Genomic DNA, 18,424 nt, shown 5'->3' with positions numbered 1-18,424 from the left:
CATTTCAAATTCAAATTAAAATCATAAGCTATTGATATGTAATGTTAATAATAAAATAAATTTAAGTGCAATCTGCTCTTTGTGCATTTTTTACAAACATGTGAATAAATTATACTTACACGTCTAAATTTCAAACACTGATCGGTTATTGCTTGTACTAACGTATAAAGCAGCTAATCTAAAAATCAATTAAATTTTTTGCATCCAAATCACACTCTCAACCGTTTACTCAATGATAATAAGAAAAACAGGACCCCTATGGATAACGATGATTTACTCCCTCTTTTGTGCGCAACAGCACAAGGAGACAAAAATGCTTTCTCAAGTTTATATCAACAAACTAGCGGCAAACTTTTTGCTATTAGTTTAAATATGCTCACTAACAGAGCTTATGCGGAAGAGGCACTACAAGACGCTTTTATAAAAATTTGGCATAACGCATCTGAATATAACGCCTCTAAAGGCACCGTTATTAGTTGGATGATAAGTATAGTTAGGTATAGAAGTCTTGACTCACTGCGCTATCACAAAGTACGAAAAGAGCAGTCGTTAGGCGATGACGAATATGAAAATGAAAGTGTTGACGTTAATTACGATGAAGAAACAAAACTGGTTAATTGTATCAAACAGCTTGAGCCGCAACAAAAACAAGCTATTCACTTAGCTTATTATAAGGGGCTGAGTCATAGCGAGTTAGTGGATCATATAGAAACGCCGTTAGGTACAGTTAAAAGCTGGATCAGGCGTGGGCTTATGCAGCTACAAAGGTGTTTAACATTATGAATTATAATAAACCCGAACTATTAGACGCGCTTGCTGGGCAGTACGTGCTTGGCACACTTAGAGGGCTTGCCCGTAAGCGTTTTCAGCGTCTGTTACTTAACTCAAATCAAGCACGTGAAGCAACAAGTCTATGGGAGCAAAACCTAAACAGCTTAGCGAGTGCTATTACACCGCAAACGCCACGTGACGATGTATGGGTAAATATACTACAGCGTATTGAAAACAGGCCACAAACAAGTAAAACAGTCATACATACCAAGCCTTCAATTTGGCGTACATGGTCTTTTGTGGCAACTGCTGCGTGTATTGTTTTAGCCTTTTTGGTTATTCAACCTAGTACCAATGTTATGCACACTCAACAAATTGCTTTGGTTCAAAATCAAGATAAACAATCATTATGGTTTATTGATGTTAACGAGCAAGGGCTCTCAATTAAAGCCAGTAGCCAATTGGTTGCCCAAACTAATAAAGATTATGAGTTGTGGATGATTTTAAAAGGGCAAGATGCACCTATTTCACTGGGTTTACTTCCCAAGCAAGGCAGTAAAATATTATTAAAAGATAACCGTTTTAACGCAAGTGATATTGCATTGCTAGCCGTAAGCTTAGAACCTATTGGCGGCTCACCAAATGGATCTCCTACTGAGGTACTATACACCACAGAGCTGGTACTTTTATAACCCTACTATTATGACCAAAGTTGGCTGCTTAAATAAAGCAGCCAACCTTCTTCAAAACTTTTTTAACAAAAAATAAAAATAATTTAACTTTTTTGCATCCAATTTAAATCCTGCCCCGTTATTAGCTATGACTTCAATCAAAACTAAAGGACAAAGTCATGAAAGCTTTAACTCCATCAATACTCGCAGTAGTAATATGTAGTACGTTTGTAAGTGCACCAAGTGAAGCATCAAGCCACAGAGAAGCGCCAAATATAAGCCGTTTCCCGACTTTAGACTCAACCGATTTTTATGTATTTAATAGTTACGAGCAAGGTCGTGATGATTTTGTAACATTAATTGCTAACTATATCCCACTGCAAGACGCATACGGCGGTCCTAATTACTTTGCAATGGACCCAGATGCTACCTACAGCATTCATATAGATAACGACGGCGATGCTGTTGAAGATATTACATTTGCGTTTAACTTTAAAAGCATGCTTCCTAATGATAACCAAGGTGTGCAATTAACTGTTGGACCTGAAGGTAATCAACGCACCGTGTCTGTACCGCTTAAAAATGTAGGCGGTGTATCTGCCGGTGATGACAGCGCTGCAAATTTTAGTGAATCATACACAATGAGCATGATTAGCGGCGCGCAGCGTACTGGCGAAACAACGGTATTAAACAACACAGCATCAAACTTAAGTACATTTTCTAAACCACTTGATTATGTGGGCAATAAAACATTTGGTTCAATGAGCGATTACCAAACTTACGCTGACCAATTTGTGTATCAGGTTTCAATTCCTAACTGTGAAAGCATGGCACAAGTTTTTGTAGGACAACGTAAAGACCCATTTGTAGTTAACCTAGGTAAAACATTTGATTTAGTTAACTATGTACCTGTAGAGGGTGATAGCGCCCCTGGTGCTGGTGACGGCGGTGGTTTTCCAGGTGGTATAACACAATCAGCTGATAACGACGACCTTGCAGATAAAAACGTAACATCAATTGCTATCGAAATACCTAAGAGCTGTATTGTTGGTGAAGGTAACGGCGTAATAGGTTCGTGGACAACAGCAAGCCTACCTCAAGCTCGCGTATTAAACCCTAATGCTAAATTTGCTAATAACGCCGTTAATGGTGGTGCTTTAACACAAGTTTCACGCTTGGGTAGCCCGCTTGTAAACGAGCTTGTAATTGGCATTAAAGACAAAGACACATTCTCTACTGCTCACCCTAAAGATGATGCACAATTTTTAGATTATGTATCTCATCCAGCACTACCAGAGTTATTAAACATTTTGTTTAAAGATGCTGTTAATACGACCCTTGGCGCAAACTTAGAAACACTGGCACCCACAAACTTCCCGCGTACTGATTTAATCACTGCATTTTTAACAGGTTTTGCAGGCGTTAATCAACAAGCAACTGTAACACCTTCAGAAATGCTACGTTTAAATACAGGCATTGCAGCAACAGCGCAAGCTGATCAATCTGCATTTGGTGTAGCGGGTAATGATTTAGCCGGCTTCCCAAATGGTCGTCGCCCGGGTGATGATGTGGTTGATATTGCACTTCGTGTTGTGATGGGTCGTTTATGTCATCCTATTCCTGTAAATGGTGAAGACACTGATTTAGGACTTTGTGCACCAGAGGATGCTAATACAGGCACAGTGCCATTTACAGACGGCGCACCTATTGATGCAACAATGATGGATTCATCATTCCCATACCTTGCAACACCGCTTGCTGGCTCTAAATAAGGAGTAAAATAATGCGTAATTTAAAAACTACCCATATTTGTGTTCTCCTCAGTGCATTAACATTGGGAGCATGTAGTAGCGATGATGATAAAAAACAGCCTACTCCGGTTGTAAACACAGCGCCTACCACAAGTGATGCAATACTAACTACACAAACTGAAGTAAGCATTACCGATATGCTTAGCGCAACCGACAATGATGGCGATTCACTGACTTACTCGTTAACAAGTGAGCCAACTCTTGGAACTGTTACCGTTAATAGCGATGGTAACTTTACCTACACACCGAATAAAGAAGTGACAGGTTCAGATAGTTTTATGTTTGGTGTAAGTGATGGCGTTAATTCGCAAGTAACTGCAACAGTGAACATTACAATTGACGCACTACAAGTCGACTTTGCTCAATTTGCAACCGATGCATTTATTCAAGCCCCAAATGCAGAGCCGTTAACTGTTAACGGTCGGGTGTTTACAAACACCGATACCGATGTTGATGGATTAATTTCAACAAACGGTAACTAACCAAGTAATTAAGCTGACAGGCCATGGATGGCTTTTTTCAAAGGATATTTATAATGCATTTATCAATTTTTAAGTCCGTCGCATTTATTACTTTATGCCTAACACCCCTTGCGTTAAGCGCTGCGCCTTTTACCCCAAAAGATGATGCAGTTATTGCTAAAAGTAATTCAACGCTTAGTGCTTCCCTCTCTGTTGACGAGATAAATACATTAGTCACTAACAGCCAATATGCCGGCCAAACAGAGCGCTTACAGGGGCTACTTAAAACCCGTTTAGCCCAGCTATATAAACAAACACCCTCATCTCAAATTGGTTACTTATATGCTCGCGTTTTACAAAAAGAGCACCTTTTCAACGAAGCTATTGATATTGCTAACAACGTTTTGATTAAAGAGCCACAGCATAGTAATAGCCATTTATTGCTAGCCAATATATTTATGACTCAAGGTAAGTTCGCACAAGCAAAAAAACACTGCGTAGCCTTAATTGGGCAAGTAAGCACTATTACTGCTAGCACCTGTGTACTCGATGTACAAAGCCAACATGAAAGCGTTTTAGACAGCTACCAAGCATTAGTAAAAATTATAAATAATAATCAAACTAGCCTAGCTACAAACCATGTTTTAAGTGAAATGAGCTATCGTTTAAATAACTACAAACAAGCATTGTCTCACTTACAAAGTGTAGATTTAGTTCAAGCCCCTGTGAGCCTAATTGTTTTATGGGCCGATATTCAAATTGCTCTAAATCAACCACAACAAGTATTAAATACATTAAGCGTACTGCTTCCTGATAAAAGTAATTTAGAGGATGCTATTTTGCTAAGACTTTCAATCGCAGAAAAAAAACTAAATAAACGCGATAAAAAATGGCAAAATACAATGGCGCAAAGAGTTACACTACGAGAGCTTCGCAAAGATTCTTTTCATGCAAGTGACTTAGCTAAATATTACCTTGATGTACAACCAAATCGCGAAAAAGCACTTTACTGGGCTCATATTAATTGGCAACAGGCTAAAATGAGCACCGATGAGCAATTACTTATTCAAGCAAAAGCGATGCAACGAGACACACTATGAAAACGCCTTATCTATTTATACTCACTTTAATGCTGTGCATTTTTTCAACTTACAGCTTTGCCCATCAACTAAGTACAAGTTATATAACCTTAAATAGCGAGAACAATAACGACACCAACAAAAACCAATACACGGGTACCTGGCAAATTAATATAGCCGACTTAGAGCACGCAGTTCCTCTGGATTTAGATAAAAACGGGCAAATTTCGTGGACAGAAATAAAAGCAAAACGCAGCTCAATTAATAACTTCATTGAAGAAAATTTAAATATCACGCAAAACGCGCAATCATGCCCTTTAAAAAGTGAAGGTATCTATCAGCTAGATAACCATTTTAATCAGCCTTATTTGGTTATTCCGCTGCTGTTTAGTTGTGATGACAATGAAGCAATTTCTCTTTCTTATTCTGCTTTTTTTAATACCGATGCCAATCATAAATCCATCGTAAATATAAACGGTGTATCTCGTGTATTTAATATCAACGAGGCACAACAAACGTTCAGCTTTGAGCAAACAAGTTATTTAAGTACGTTTAATCAATACGTGTATCAGGGTGTTTTACATATTTGGATTGGTATTGATCATATTTTATTTTTAATCGCCCTGTTACTTACCTGTGTTTTAAAACGCAGCGATAAAGCATGGCAAGGTATTAGCTCTAAAAAACAAATTATTAAACACACAGCATGGATAGTAACCGCGTTTACGCTTGCGCACTCTATTACGCTTACCGCAACAGCTATGAACTTAGTCTCACCAAATAGCCGCTGGGTAGAGCTTGGAATTGCTATATCGGTTTTATTTGCAGCATTAAATAATGTGTGGCCGTTGGTACTTCGTTTAGGTTGGCTTACTTTTGCTTTTGGTTTACTACATGGGATGGGATTTGCGAGCGTACTTGGCGAGCTTGGCTTGTCGAGCGACTATCAACTGCTTAGTATATTGGCGTTTAATTTAGGCGTCGAAATCGGTCAACTTAGTATCTTACTAGTAGCCTTACCAATACTCATTTATGTACGACACTACACTTGGTATAAAAAGTGGTTAATGCCAATGGGCTCCGTTGCTATCGCAATCATTGCACTTCAGTGGTCAATCGAGCGATTTTAAATAGACTAAAATAAAAAAGCTAGCCAAAGTATTGGCTAGCTTACTTTTGGTTATTTATTTTGAGCGTTACTGCGCTTTATCAAATGGCATCAGTAATGTTTTCATCGCCGGGCGAAGCGCTATTAGTACTGTTTCTTCGGTTAACTCTGGGTAGAGTAACTTTCTAAGTAATAACCCTGCCATCATCGAAAAAATAACATTAATTCGACTTTCAAGTTCAAGCTCATCAATGTCTTTGAGCGCACTTCGCTCGCTAGTTAAAAGCTGTCTCATGCGCCCGCGTGCTTGAGTATCCATATCACGTAGCAATGAAGCTACTTTAACATTTCGACCTGCTTCAGCCATCATATCTAAATCAACTACACATGCCCCTGTGTCCATGTGCCTTTGCACACCAATGTTTAAGCCATCTAAAAGAGCTGCTAAAACATCACCTGGGTGATCTTCAAACTGTTGGAAGATAGAAAACATTTCTTCCATGTCTTTTTCAATAATGCTTTCTATAATGGCTTCTTTACTTTCAAAGTAATTATAAATATGGCCCGCACTCATCCCTGCCGTTTTAGATATTTCAGCCATGCCTGCACCGTGGTAACCTTTTCGGCGAAAACACTCTGCAGCAGCTGTTAGTATTTGTTCGCGCCTAGCCAGTGCTATCGCGGGATCTGTTTGCCTTTTTGCTTTAGGCTTCATGTTCAACTCCACTACCAAGTCATAAACTCAGTAAAGCAAGAGCTATAAATAGTCTCGCTATATAAATATGTAATGCGGCTTTAAAAGCCGCAAATATTATTTCTCTTCCTGAGCTGTTTCACTGGTTACGTTCCATCCGCCACCAAGCGCTTTGTACAAGTTAATTTGGCTTGCAAGATACGCTTGCTGACCCGAAATTAACTGTTGCTGCGCGCCGTACCATGTACGCTGAGCATCAAGTACTTGCAAGTAGCTATCTGCGCCTTTTTCGTAACGCATTTTTGATAAATCAAATGTGATTTGTCGGCTACTTATAAGCATATCAAGGGCACTTAATTGCTCTTGGTAACCTTCTCTATCAGCAAGTGCATCGGCAACTTCGCGAAACGCATTTTGAATTTTTTGCTGATAAGTAGCCACTGCAATTTCTTGATCAGCTTTTGCTACATCAAGATTTGCTTGGTTACGTCCCATATTAAAAATAGGTAGGCTAATTGACGGCACAAAACTCCATGTACCCGAGCCTGAATCAAACAAGCCACTTAAATCACTTGAAGCAGACCCGGCATTGGCTGTTAAGCTAATACTTGGATAAAACGCTGCACGTGCAATACCAATATTGGCATTTGCAGCAAGCATTAAATGCTCAGCGGCTTTAATATCAGGGCGTTGCGATAACAGGTCAGACGGTATACCAACCGGCACTTCTGGCATGCTGATCAAGTTAGTCAGGTCTTTACTAGGCAGTAAATCAGCTGAAACAGATTTACCCACTAATAAATCTAGGGCACTTTTATCACGCTTTAACAAACGTTTGTACGTTGCTATGTCTACTTTTGCTGTAGCAACTGTACTTCTAAGCTGCTCAAGGGTAATTGAAGAAGTTGCACCTAAATCAAAACTTTTTTGCGTAAGCGATAATGACTCTTGCTGAGAGGTGAGCGTTTCTTTTGCAAGCTCTAGCAGTTGTAAGTCCGTCGCGTAACTAAGCCACGCATTTGCCAACTCTGAAATTAAAGACACCTGCGTACTGTATTGGCTAAGCTCTGTAGAGTATAAATTTTGGAGTGCTTGCGCTGATTGATTGCGTACTTTGCCCCAAATATCTAACTCGTAAGACGTAATGCCCACTGTTGCACTGTATTGCGAGCTAATAGCTGCATCGCCAGTACCCGACAAATCAGCCGGTAAACGCTGGCGCGTACCAGAAGCATTTAAATCAAGCGACGGATACAAAGCAGAGTCTTCGATTTGATACAAACCACGAACACGCTGCACATTAAGCACTGCAATTTGCATGTCTTTATTGTGCTCAAGGCTTTGCGTAATTAAGGTTTGTAGTTTTTCATCATTAAAAAACTGCTGCCAATTTAATTGCTGCGCAGCGCTTTGCCCAGTATCTGATGCATAAGCATCAGATACTGGTAGAGCAAGGTCTTTTTGCTCTGGCGCTAATTGACAACCACTTAGCACCAATAAAGCAATTGCACTTAGGCTGAATGTTTTAATGCTCATTCTGCGCTCTCCTTTGTTGTCTCGTTAGTTTTACCAGGGAATACACGGCGAACTAACACAAAGAACAACGGTACAAATACAACAACTAATATTGATGATGCGAGTGTGCCGCCAATAATCGAAATACCCAACGCATTTTGCGCACCAGAACCCGCACTTGAGGCAATAGCAAGCGGTAAAACACCACAAATAAAGGCCATCGAAGTCATGAGTATTGGACGTAAACGTAAACGTACAGCTGCAATAGCCGCATCAACTAAGCCAAGCCCATCATCCATTTTATGAATTGCAAACTCTACAATCAGTATCGCATTTTTAGATGCCAAACCAATGGTGGTCAACAAGCCTACCTGCAAGTAAATATCGTTAGATAAGCCACCGCCTAGCGCTGCCATAATTGCACCAAATATACCCAGTGGCACAATCATCATTACCGCAAACGGTACCGACCAACTTTCATAAAGTGCAGCTAAACATAAAAATACAAACAACAGCGATAAGCCATATAGTAAAGGTGCTTGACCACTACTTGAGCGCTCTTGGAATGAAATACCGGTCCACTCAGACGAAATACCATTAGGCAGCTGTTTAACTAAACGCTCCATTTCATCCATTGCTTGGCCTGTACTGTAACCCGGCGCTGCACTACCTTGAATTTCCATTGCTGAAAAACCATTGTAACGCTCTAAACGTGGCGAACCATACGTCCAGTAGGCACTAGCAAACGCTGAAAACGGCACCATATCGCCATTATCATTGCGCACATACCACTTATTTAGGTCCTCAGGCACCATGCGAGATTGTGCGTCACCTTGCATATACACTTTTTTAACTCGACCACGGTCAATAAAGTCATTCACATAACTACTACCCCATGCTGTCGAAAGTGTACTGTTAATATCGTTTTGCGACACGCCAAGCGCTTCGGCTTTTGCAAGGTCTGTATCAAGTTGCAGCTCTGGCATATCTTCTTGTCCATTTGGACGTACGCCCGCTAAAATTGGACTTTGGCTTGCTAAACCTAATAACTGATTTCGCGCAGCTAAAAGTGCGTCATGCCCTAGGCCTACACGGTCTTGTAAGAAAATATTGAAGCCATTAGCAGTACCCAGTTCAACAATTGCAGGTGGCGGGAATGCAAACACAAACGCTTCTTTTATCGTTGAAAAGTAGCCCATCGCTTTACCTGCAACACCTTGAACAGATAACTCGTCACGCTGACGCTCATCCCAATGTTTAAGGTTAACAAAGGCAATTGCTGAGTTTTGGCCAGAGCCTGCAAAACTAAAACCAGTAACGGTAAAAATACCATTCACAGCTTCAGATTGATCGTTTAAAAAGTGATTTTCTACCTTCTTAACAACCTCAAGCGTTTGTTGTGTTGTAGAGCCTGCCGGTAATGATACTTGGTTAAACAAAATACCTTGATCTTCGTCAGGTAAAAATGCCGTTGGCAAGCTTGAGAATACATAAACCATACCGCCCACAATCACGCCATAAATAAGTAAGTAGCGTTTAGAGTGTGTAAGCATACGGCCTACAAAGCTTTGTGCACCTGAATTTGTTTTATCAAAACCACGGTTAAAGCCTGTAAAAAATCGGCCAAATAACGTCTCATTGTTATGTACATGGCTTGGTTTTAAAAGCGTTGCACACAATGCAGGCGTTAAAATAAGAGCAACTAAAACAGATAACCCCATCGCCGATACCAGTGTTATAGAAAACTGACGATAAATAATACCGGTAGAGCCACTAAAGAATGCCATTGGGATGAATACCGCAGAAAGCACCATGGCAATACCTACCAGCGCGCCTTTAATTTCATCCATCGATTTACGCGTAGCTTCAAGTGCCGAGAGTTTTTCCTCGGTCATTAAGCGCTCAACGTTTTCTACCACAACGATTGCGTCATCTACCAATAAGCCTATGGCAAGTACCATCGCAAACATCGTTAGCGTATTTATTGAATAACCAAAGGTGTACAAAATACCAAACGTACCTAGTAAAACCACTGGCACTGCTATTGTTGGTATAAGTGTTGCCCTAAAGTTTTGTAGGAACAAATACATAACTACAAAAACAAGTACAACAGCTTCAATTAAGGTGTGAATAACTTTTTCAATAGATAACGATACAAACGGCGTTGTGTCGTAAGGTATAACAGCATCTAACCCTTCAGGGAAAAACGGTTTTAGCTCTTCAATTGCTTTTTTAACTCCAGCGGCAGTATCAAGTGCGTTAGCACCACTGGCTAATTTAATACCTAATCCTGATGCAGGTTGCCCATCGTAACGAGCAACAACGCGGTAGCTTTCACCGCCAAGCTCTACTCTAGCAACGTCCTCTAGACGTACAAAAGAGCCATCTGGATTGGTTTTAACCAATATTTGTTCAAATTGCTCTGGCGTTTGTAATCGACTTTGAGCCGTTACTGTTGCATTAAGTTGCTGACCATCAACGGCAGGCATACCGCCAAGTTGACCAGCAGATACTTGTGCATTTTGCGCACTAATTGATGCACTAATATCAGCAGGTGTCAGCTTATAATTTTGTAACTTTGAAGGGTCTAACCAAATACGCATCGCGTACTGAGAACCAAACAGCTGCACTTCACCTACGCCTTCAACACGTGAGACAATATCTTGCACGTTTGATGAAACATAATCGCCAATATCAATATTGGTCATGCTGCCATCTTTAGACACAAAAGCATAAACCATTAAAAAGTTACGCGCTGACTTTGCAACTACCACACCTTGCCTTTGCACGGCTTCTGGTAATAGTGGAGTCGCTGTTGCTAGTTTATTTTGCACTTGGACTTGTGCAATATCAGGGTCTGTTTCAGCGCTAAACGAAAGTGTAAGCGTAGCAGAACCACTCGACTCAGACGTAGATGACATATAAAGCAGGCCATCAAGTCCTTTCATTTTTTGCTCAATAACTTGCGTTACCGTATCTTCAAGTGTACGTGCAGATGCACCAGGGTACGTTGCAGTAATACTCACTGCAGGTGGTGCAATTGAAGGATACTGCGAAATAGGTAAACTCCTAATCGCCAAAATACCTGCAAGCATCACTACAATAGCGAGTACCCAAGCAAATATCGGTCTATCGATAAAAAATCGTGACATTAAAACTCTCCGTTATTGCGCTTGATCGGCTTTAGTAGACGATTGAATTTCAGATGGATTCACTGGTGCACCAGGGCGGATTTTTTGTAAACCTTCAACTATTAACTTATCGCCATCCATTAAGCCATCAGTAACAAGCCAATCAGAACCAATAGTTCTATCTACTTTTAATACGCGGCTTTCTACTGTGTTGTCTTTACTGACAACCATTGCTGTTGGTTCGCCTTTTGAATTACGGCTAACACCACGTTGCGGAGCTAAAATAGCACCCGCCTTAACACCTTCCACAATAGAAGCTCGAGCATACATGCCTGGCAGTAATAATTTTTCTGGGTTTGAAAATTTAGCACGTAGTATTACTGAGCCAGTACTTGGATCAACTGTCACTTCAGAAAACTGCAATGTGCCTTTATGAGGATAAACAGAACCATCTTCCATAATAAGTTCAACGTCAGTTTGGCTAGTCGAATCAACACTTAGAGCACCTGATGATATTGCTTTTTTAAGTTTGGTAAGCTCATTACTTGATTGTGTTAAATCGATATAAATTGGATCTAACTGAGTCACTGTAGCAAGTGCAGTACTTTGATTGGCACTTACTAATGCACCTACTGTTACGCTTGATTTACTAATTTGACCACTAATTGGTGACGACACATGGCTGTAATCAAGGTTAATTTGCGCCGATTTTAACTGCGCTTTAGCCGTTAATAATTCTGCTTTTGCTTGTTTGTATGCAGCATCTGCTTCATCAAAGTCTTGCTGACTTACCGCTTTTATTTTTAAAAGCTCGCTAAAGCGAGATGCTTTAGCTTTACTACTTGAAATACTCGCCTGAGCACGTGCAACACTTGCTTCACTTGCTGCTAAGTCTGCTTCAAATGTCGCAGGGTCTATTTGATACAGAGCCTGGCCTTGTTTAACCTCTTTACCTTCAACAAATAAACGAGATTGCACAATACCACTTACTTGTGGGCGAATTTCAGCAATTTGAAATGCACTGATACGACCAGGAAGTTCTTTTTTGAGAGTAAGCGCTTGGCTTTTTAATGTAAGTACACCCACTGGTACAGCTTTAGGAGCTGAAGCTTGTGACTGCTCAGCAGCCTGATCGCAACCAGTTAAAGCAACAGAACCGACGAGGGCTGACAATACAAATAAAGCGATGCGGGAACGCTGCATGTTAAATACCTTTTAGTTTAGAGTGAACGATCATTCTAAATTAAAACGCGCTGATAATGAATCTTAATTAGAAGAAATTTACACAAACTTACACTCCTCAGTACAATATACGTCTTAGGTTGCATTTAATGTTAATTAGATGAAAATAGAATCAAGACTGTATGAAAATAAAACAACTTAACATATTGAAATAATATCTCATTTTAGAAACGAAGTTTTTAACAGACACAAAAAAGCCAAGCAAATACAGCTTGGCTATTTATATAAAAACTAAAGCACACACCTTATTTTAAAGGATATTAGCACTCTGCGGGTTAATAACCCTTGAAACTAACAACTGCTCTACCCTAATTCCTTCTACATCAACAACTTCAAACTTAAAGCCTGAAAAAGTTAAATGCTCCGCGCGTTTAGGTATTCGCTTCATATTGTAAATTAAAAAGCCAGCGACCGTTTCATAGTGCATCTGATCGGGAAATTCTTCTATATCAAGTACTTTTGCTAAATCGGTAATTGGGGTTAAGCCATCTACAAGCCATGAATTTTTATCGCGTTCTATGATTAATTCGTCGCCTTGATGAGTGATTAAATCACCCATAAACCCTTTCATTAAATCTTTTACCGTTACAATGCCCACCGAAAGCGCATATTCGTTTACGACAACAGCAAATGGTTTTGCTGCACTTTTAAACGCATTTAAAGCTTCAGATAAGCTTAATGTTTCGGGTAAGTAAAAAACATCTTTATCAATGAGATCATCGTTTATATTGGCGGCTTCGCCCTTTAGTACTTGTCGTAAAATATCTTTAGATTCAACAGAGCCATGCAACTTATCTAAATTTCCTGACACCACTAAAAAGTGGTTATGAGGATGGTCAATAATTTTAGTCGCAATATCATGGCTAGATTCGTTTAAATCAAAATATACAATTTGGTCGCGTGGCGTCATTACGCTTGATAAAAATCGTGCTTCTAGGTCAAACACATTGCCAATGAGTTCATACTCTTGCTTTTGTAAACTGCCATATGCAGCACCTGCTTCCATCATGGCAACAATGTCCTCAGTTGTCACATTGTCTTCTCGCTCAGCGGGTACTTTAAATAAGCGCAACACAAAGTTAGTGACACCATTAAAAAACATTACCAGCGGGGTTAATGCAAAGGTAACCCAGCGCATTATTGTAACCACTCTAACAGCGACCGCTTCAGGCATGATCATCGCTAAACGCTTTGGCATTAAATCGGCGAATAATATAAATAAGGATGTAATAGTAAAAAACGAGAATAAAAAGCTAATTTTTTCTAAATGCGCACCTTGATAAAACAATACCAACACACTTTCAACATAAGGCGATAAGGCCTGCTCGCCCACAATACCACCCAATATCGCTATCGCGTTGAGTGCTATTTGGATCATGGCAAAAAAAGCCCCTGGATTTTCTTGTAGCTTTAGTACCGCTGCTGCCTTTATATTCCCTTCATCTGCCATTACTCGCAGTTTTATTTTACGCGACGCTGCAATTGCTATTTCTGACATAGCAAACAACGCACTGATCAAGATCAATAAGCTAATCCCGATTAAATCACCCATTTAACGCTCCAAAAAGTTAGTGCTTTTTTAAACAAAAAGCAGCTGGATTATAATCGGTTTTTAAAATGCGGCAATTTATATTTATAAAATATATTAAAGTAATTTAATTTCATGAGGTTACATTGATTAAACTGTTTTTTAAACTGTTTAATTGCCTTTAAAGGCGACTTTTAATTGAACAACTAAGGCCGGATCCATATTTATATTACAAGCAAAAAATAATGGAGATTGAGCTGTATTTAGATTTAGTAATGGCTCGAGTAGCTCAAGCCTAGGCTCAGTTTTTATTCGATAGCTAAATTGCTTTTTGCTAAGAACAACAAAATCAAGAATATCGTGACGAGTGCTTATAAGTTTATCTATTTTATCTAGGCTATCGATGAGTAATAAATGCTTGTTCTCACTAAAGCCTCTCTCAAGCAAATAGTGATGACTAAAGTTATCACGCAGTACTGCTATTTTATATTTTTTAGCATCATTGAGAGTATTTAACTTTATACCTCTGGACTTTAGACCATAAATAGCAGAATCAAAGCTTTCCAGTTCACCTACCCAGTTAAACTTACTTTCTCTATTAGGTAATCGAACAATTGAAAATATACAGGTATTTTTATCGCGTAGCGCTGCATTGTAAGATATGGCCCAACTATGCGCCAACATAGTGTATTTTATACCAGTGCCTTCTAGCGCTTTATGAACTTTATCGACAGAACGGCCAACGAGTTTATTATCTTCATTGAGATACTGAAAGTCCGGAAATACTTCCGTTACTATTGTGATTTCAGTTGCATCAACTTTAATACAGCTAATGAACAATAAAAAGATCAATAATTTCATTTAGCAAGGCCTCAACTAACTCATTATAAGTATTTAATAAATATAGCTGAGGCTTTATGAACTGCTAGTTTTTAGTCATGTAATGCACACTTATACGCTGATAGTGCTAATATTTATAGCTCCTACAGCTTACTTGTTCATCGCACTAATTAAAAAGGCTGAAATTTTAGCGCCTTCTCTAAGTGTCGTTTCAGAGCTTGATTGACCCACTAAAGAGCTGTCGGTAAATGGCGCTATTTCCATCATATCAGCACCCGTAATCGGAAACTCATCCGCAATGGCTGATAAAATATCAAGCGCATGCTGTGGTGTTAAACCGTTATGCTCTGGCGTACCTGTGGCAGATGCAAACTCTGCATCAAGCGCATCAATATCAAAGCTTACGTATACTTCATCAACGTTATCAGCTTTTAATTGTGCAATAGCGTCGGCAGCAACCGCTGCTGCGCCGCGCTCAATGATTTCATGTGCCCAATGTTGCTTAACGCCAAAGGTACTTTCCCAGTGCGCTTTAGGCTTGCCACTTGAGCGTATACCAAATTGTATTAAATGATGTGGTGCCGGTAAAAACTCTAAAATATGCGTACACCACGAGCCAAAACATAAATCTATGCCTAGGCGCTCAACAAGTAAATCGGTATGCGCGTCAAAGTGAATAATAGCGGTACGCTTACCTTGCTCACGTTTTGCTTTTAAGTAGGCTTTGGTAAGTGGGTAACTAATTGAGTGATCGCCACCAATACCAAATATCCCTTTATCTTTAAATGTTGCGTAAAAACTGTCGCATACATCCTCAGTGATTGATAATGGGCTTACGTAGTAGTCGTTATCTTCATTACCGTATAGGGCTTTTTGGCAATTAGAAATGGTTGCATCATTTAGGTATTTATCATGAAGTAAATGTGGGATTACACGTACATCGCCTAAATCAAACGAGTGACACTGCGGTTGCTGATCAATTAAAGCTGAGCGCACAAACAGTGGCCCCCAGTTTGCACCGCGTAAAATACCACCGCCACAGTCTGAGCTAATACCTAGCATAACGGCTTTATGCGGAGAATTTGGTAATTCATTTAAAGACTCGCGCCACAAATTATCAACGTTTTCAGTTTGTCCATAAAGTTTATTACGCAGTGCGGCTTTGCGCTCCTTTGCAGTATTTACTGTGTATACGCCATCACCCGGTGCGCACAAACAGTGCTCAACTTTGTTTTTAAATGCTTCAAATTGTGTGCTCATAATAAACTCCTTCGATTTTTATTCTGTACGTAGCTAATTACTTTTGATTAGTTATGCAAAAACACCAAAAGTGCCTAAACTTCAAATAAATTCCACTTTGCTAAATAAGTCTGTGCCTAATATAAATAAACACGTTATCTTTTACGTGCTTAATACAAACTTAAGCCATTGAATTTATTTAATATTAATGAATATTTTCCATAAACTATTTAATTGTAGTTACGCGCTTGGTTGATACTTATTATGTCTGCTTGAACATGTCAACAGCACAACAAGGCTACTTGTATAAGCACTTGATTGAATATTCATAGTTGATGAATAAATCAAATTAGTTCTTAAAATTATTAAGACTTAATTGGAGGAGTTAAGATAAAACGGACAATCGTCCTGTACTTGATAAACGTTTCTAGCAATGATGCTAGATTGACACAATTTATTATAAAAAGGCTTAGCTATGGAAAAGGTATTTCACTTAGGACTATGTATTGACGATCTTAAAGGTGCAAAACTTGCGATTGTACCGGGCGATCCAGATCGTGCTGCACGCATTTCACAATTCCTAGACAACCCAACCTGCCTTGCTCAAACTCGTGAGTTTCATGTTTACTTAGGTCAACTAAACGGCCATTCGGTGGTTGTTTGTTCTACGGGTATTGGTGGTCCATCTACGTCGATTGCAGTAGAAGAATTAGCACAACTTGGCGTGCGTAAATTTTTACGTATTGGTACAACAGGTGCGATTCAGCCACATATCAACGAAGGCGAAATTTTAATTAGCCAAGCGTCTGTACGTTTAGACGGTGCAAGCCAGCATTTTGCTCCTCTTAGCTACCCTGCTGTGTCTGACTTTTATGCAACACAAGCTATGGTACAAGCATGTAAAAACTTAAATATCGATTTTCATATTGGTATTACTGCATCAAGCGATACATTTTATCCAGGACAAGAGCGTTACGATACGCATTCTGGTTACGTTCCTAAATCACTACAAGGTAGCTGCGAAGAGTGGCAAAAACTGGGCGTGATGAACTACGAAATGGAATCAGCAACATTATTTACTATGTGTGCAGCCCTTGGCTTACAAGCAGCATGTGTAGCTGGCGTACTTGTTAATCGTACTCGCCAAGAAATACCAAATGTTGACCATGGTGAAATTGAGCGTAAATCTGTAGCGGTTGTATTAGAGGCTGCAAAAGTATTACTTGATTAATACCAAGTAAACTCAATAGATAAAATTATAAAGCACAGCTCTGGCTGTGCTTTATTGTTTTTAAGAGGTTATTTTAGCTGAGCGCTAATTACTTCTATTGCCGGTAGATTTTTAAAACTTGCAAGTACAGCACGTGCTACACCCGCTTGGTTTTCATGGCCTGCGGTTTCTAAAAGTGTAATTGATTTTACTGTACTTTCGTTAAAGCTAAGCCCTGCGATAAATAATTGGCTAAGCGCACTTTGCAGTGGCGACAAGCTTGGGCTGTACGCTGCGTTTTCTGCGTAACTTCCGTAAAAATCACCATTTTTAAATGTACTAATTTTTACTGCACTAAAGTTTTTACTATAGGGTACGTATGCGTTTAATGCTGTACTTGCTAGTTTTTCATCTAGTTGATCATTTGCAAATACTTGCTGGTGAGGCTCTGGATTAAACAAGCTAAACGCGTTACCTAAATCAGTCGGCCCAAACGAGTGCGGCAGTAATTCTGCCAATTTAAAGTGTTGCTCTGGCAATAAAATATCAAACTCTTTCGCATCAGCGAGTTCGTTCATAAACTGACGACAATACCCACACGGTGCATCGCTAATCGCTATTTTAACTATTTTTTTGGCGCCGTTTAACCAGGCGTTATTTATAGCCGATTGCTCTGCATGAACCACTAAACTCAATGCTTGATGATCAAACTCTACATTTGCACCAAAGTAAAAGTTTACCTCATCGTTTTCATCAAGTGCTTTAACAATTGCGCCTACATGAAAATCTGATATCGGCGCAACAGCATACTCAGAAGCCAAAGGTACTAAACCTTGTAATAATGCATCATCAGACACATTGAGTTGTGCGCATAACTGCTTAATATTATTAGAATTTAATATGCCACGTTGTGATTTTAATTGACTACGTAATGACGCTGTTTGCGCTACGTTTAATGTGATGTGCGAATTTGTAAGTGCTGTATCTTGCTGTACAGTAAAAGTTGCTGAAGCCATAACATTTTTTAATTATTCAATGGCTAAGTAGTTTAAAAGGTTAAGGTGTTAAATACCAGCCTATTTAACGCAAAAAAAGGGAGCACATCGCGTGCTCCCTTTTAATAC

At 39.5% G+C, this 18,424-nt stretch carries 15 protein-coding genes; 7 read left to right on the top strand and 8 right to left on the bottom strand.

Annotated features, from left to right (window positions below; all coding sequences use genetic code 11):
• The first annotated feature begins 258 nt into the window (after window positions 1-258).
• From QL995_RS00430 to QL995_RS00405, 6 genes are all read left to right on the top strand, one after another.
• The gene (locus QL995_RS00430; RefSeq protein ID WP_290291524.1) at window positions 259-783 is read left to right on the top strand and encodes a sigma-70 family RNA polymerase sigma factor; all 525 of its coding nucleotides are present in this window, start codon (window positions 259-261) and stop codon (window positions 781-783) included.
• A complete protein-coding gene (locus QL995_RS00425) occupies window positions 780-1,463 on the top strand; it encodes an anti-sigma factor (protein ID WP_290291521.1) in 684 nt (227 codons plus the stop codon). The genes QL995_RS00430 and QL995_RS00425 overlap by 4 nt, the downstream gene beginning before the upstream one ends.
• 158 nt (window positions 1,464-1,621) lie before the next feature.
• The gene (locus tag QL995_RS00420; protein WP_290291519.1) at window positions 1,622-3,214 is read left to right on the top strand and encodes a DUF4331 domain-containing protein; all 1,593 of its coding nucleotides are present in this window, start codon (window positions 1,622-1,624) and stop codon (window positions 3,212-3,214) included.
• A gap of 11 nt (window positions 3,215-3,225) precedes the next feature.
• A complete protein-coding gene (locus tag QL995_RS00415; protein ID WP_290291516.1) occupies window positions 3,226-3,735 on the top strand; it encodes an Ig-like domain-containing protein in 510 nt (169 codons plus the stop codon).
• Between the two features lie 53 nt (window positions 3,736-3,788).
• Window positions 3,789-4,814, top strand: a complete 1,026-nt coding sequence (locus QL995_RS00410) for a hypothetical protein (protein ID WP_007582394.1) — start codon at window positions 3,789-3,791, stop codon at window positions 4,812-4,814.
• Window positions 4,811-5,923, top strand: a complete 1,113-nt coding sequence (locus tag QL995_RS00405) for a HupE/UreJ family protein (protein WP_007582393.1) — start codon at window positions 4,811-4,813, stop codon at window positions 5,921-5,923. Before QL995_RS00410 ends, QL995_RS00405 begins: the two co-directional genes overlap by 4 nt.
• A gap of 66 nt (window positions 5,924-5,989) precedes the next feature.
• Here QL995_RS00405 and QL995_RS00400 read toward each other — a convergent pair whose 3' ends face one another.
• From QL995_RS00400 to QL995_RS00370, 7 genes are all read right to left on the bottom strand, one after another.
• Window positions 5,990-6,616 carry a TetR/AcrR family transcriptional regulator gene (locus QL995_RS00400; RefSeq protein ID WP_007582392.1) on the bottom strand — a complete coding sequence of 209 codons (627 nt, stop codon included), beginning with the start codon at window positions 6,614-6,616 and terminating at the stop codon, window positions 5,990-5,992.
• 96 nt (window positions 6,617-6,712) lie between these two features.
• Window positions 6,713-8,131 carry an efflux transporter outer membrane subunit gene (locus QL995_RS00395; RefSeq protein WP_290291509.1) on the bottom strand — a complete coding sequence of 473 codons (1,419 nt, stop codon included), beginning with the start codon at window positions 8,129-8,131 and terminating at the stop codon, window positions 6,713-6,715.
• A complete protein-coding gene (locus QL995_RS00390) occupies window positions 8,128-11,262 on the bottom strand; it encodes an efflux RND transporter permease subunit (RefSeq protein WP_007582390.1) in 3,135 nt (1,044 codons plus the stop codon). The genes QL995_RS00395 and QL995_RS00390 overlap by 4 nt, the downstream gene beginning before the upstream one ends.
• 12 nt (window positions 11,263-11,274) lie before the next feature.
• Entirely contained in the window at window positions 11,275-12,444 is a 1,170-nt protein-coding gene (locus tag QL995_RS00385) for an efflux RND transporter periplasmic adaptor subunit (RefSeq protein ID WP_010553970.1), read from the bottom strand.
• Between the two features lie 289 nt (window positions 12,445-12,733).
• Window positions 12,734-14,035 carry a hemolysin family protein gene (locus QL995_RS00380; protein WP_007582388.1) on the bottom strand — a complete coding sequence of 434 codons (1,302 nt, stop codon included), beginning with the start codon at window positions 14,033-14,035 and terminating at the stop codon, window positions 12,734-12,736.
• A gap of 147 nt (window positions 14,036-14,182) precedes the next feature.
• Window positions 14,183-14,872 (bottom strand): transporter substrate-binding domain-containing protein, encoded by a 690-nt coding sequence (locus QL995_RS00375; RefSeq protein WP_024591832.1) that lies wholly within the window; start codon window positions 14,870-14,872, stop codon window positions 14,183-14,185.
• Between the two features lie 129 nt (window positions 14,873-15,001).
• A complete protein-coding gene (locus QL995_RS00370; RefSeq protein ID WP_007582386.1) occupies window positions 15,002-16,111 on the bottom strand; it encodes an arginase family protein in 1,110 nt (369 codons plus the stop codon).
• Window positions 16,112-16,565: 454 nt separating this feature from the next.
• Here QL995_RS00370 and udp point away from each other — a divergent pair, with 454 nt between their 5' ends.
• On the top strand, window positions 16,566-17,321 hold the full coding sequence (udp, locus tag QL995_RS00365; protein ID WP_007582384.1) for a uridine phosphorylase: 756 nt from the start codon (window positions 16,566-16,568) through the stop codon (window positions 17,319-17,321).
• A 68-nt stretch (window positions 17,322-17,389) separates the two neighbouring features.
• Here the strand turns inward: udp and cdd are convergent, their stop codons facing one another.
• On the bottom strand, window positions 17,390-18,316 hold the full coding sequence (gene cdd, locus QL995_RS00360; protein WP_197100654.1) for a cytidine deaminase: 927 nt from the start codon (window positions 18,314-18,316) through the stop codon (window positions 17,390-17,392).
• Between the last annotated feature and the right edge of the window lie 108 nt (window positions 18,317-18,424).

Origin of the sequence: Pseudoalteromonas sp. APC 3358 (genome assembly GCF_030408075.1) — a bacterium.
Classification (GTDB): Bacteria; Pseudomonadota; Gammaproteobacteria; order Enterobacterales; family Alteromonadaceae; genus Pseudoalteromonas; species Pseudoalteromonas arctica.
This window is presented reverse-complemented; position numbering and strand designations above follow the sequence as displayed.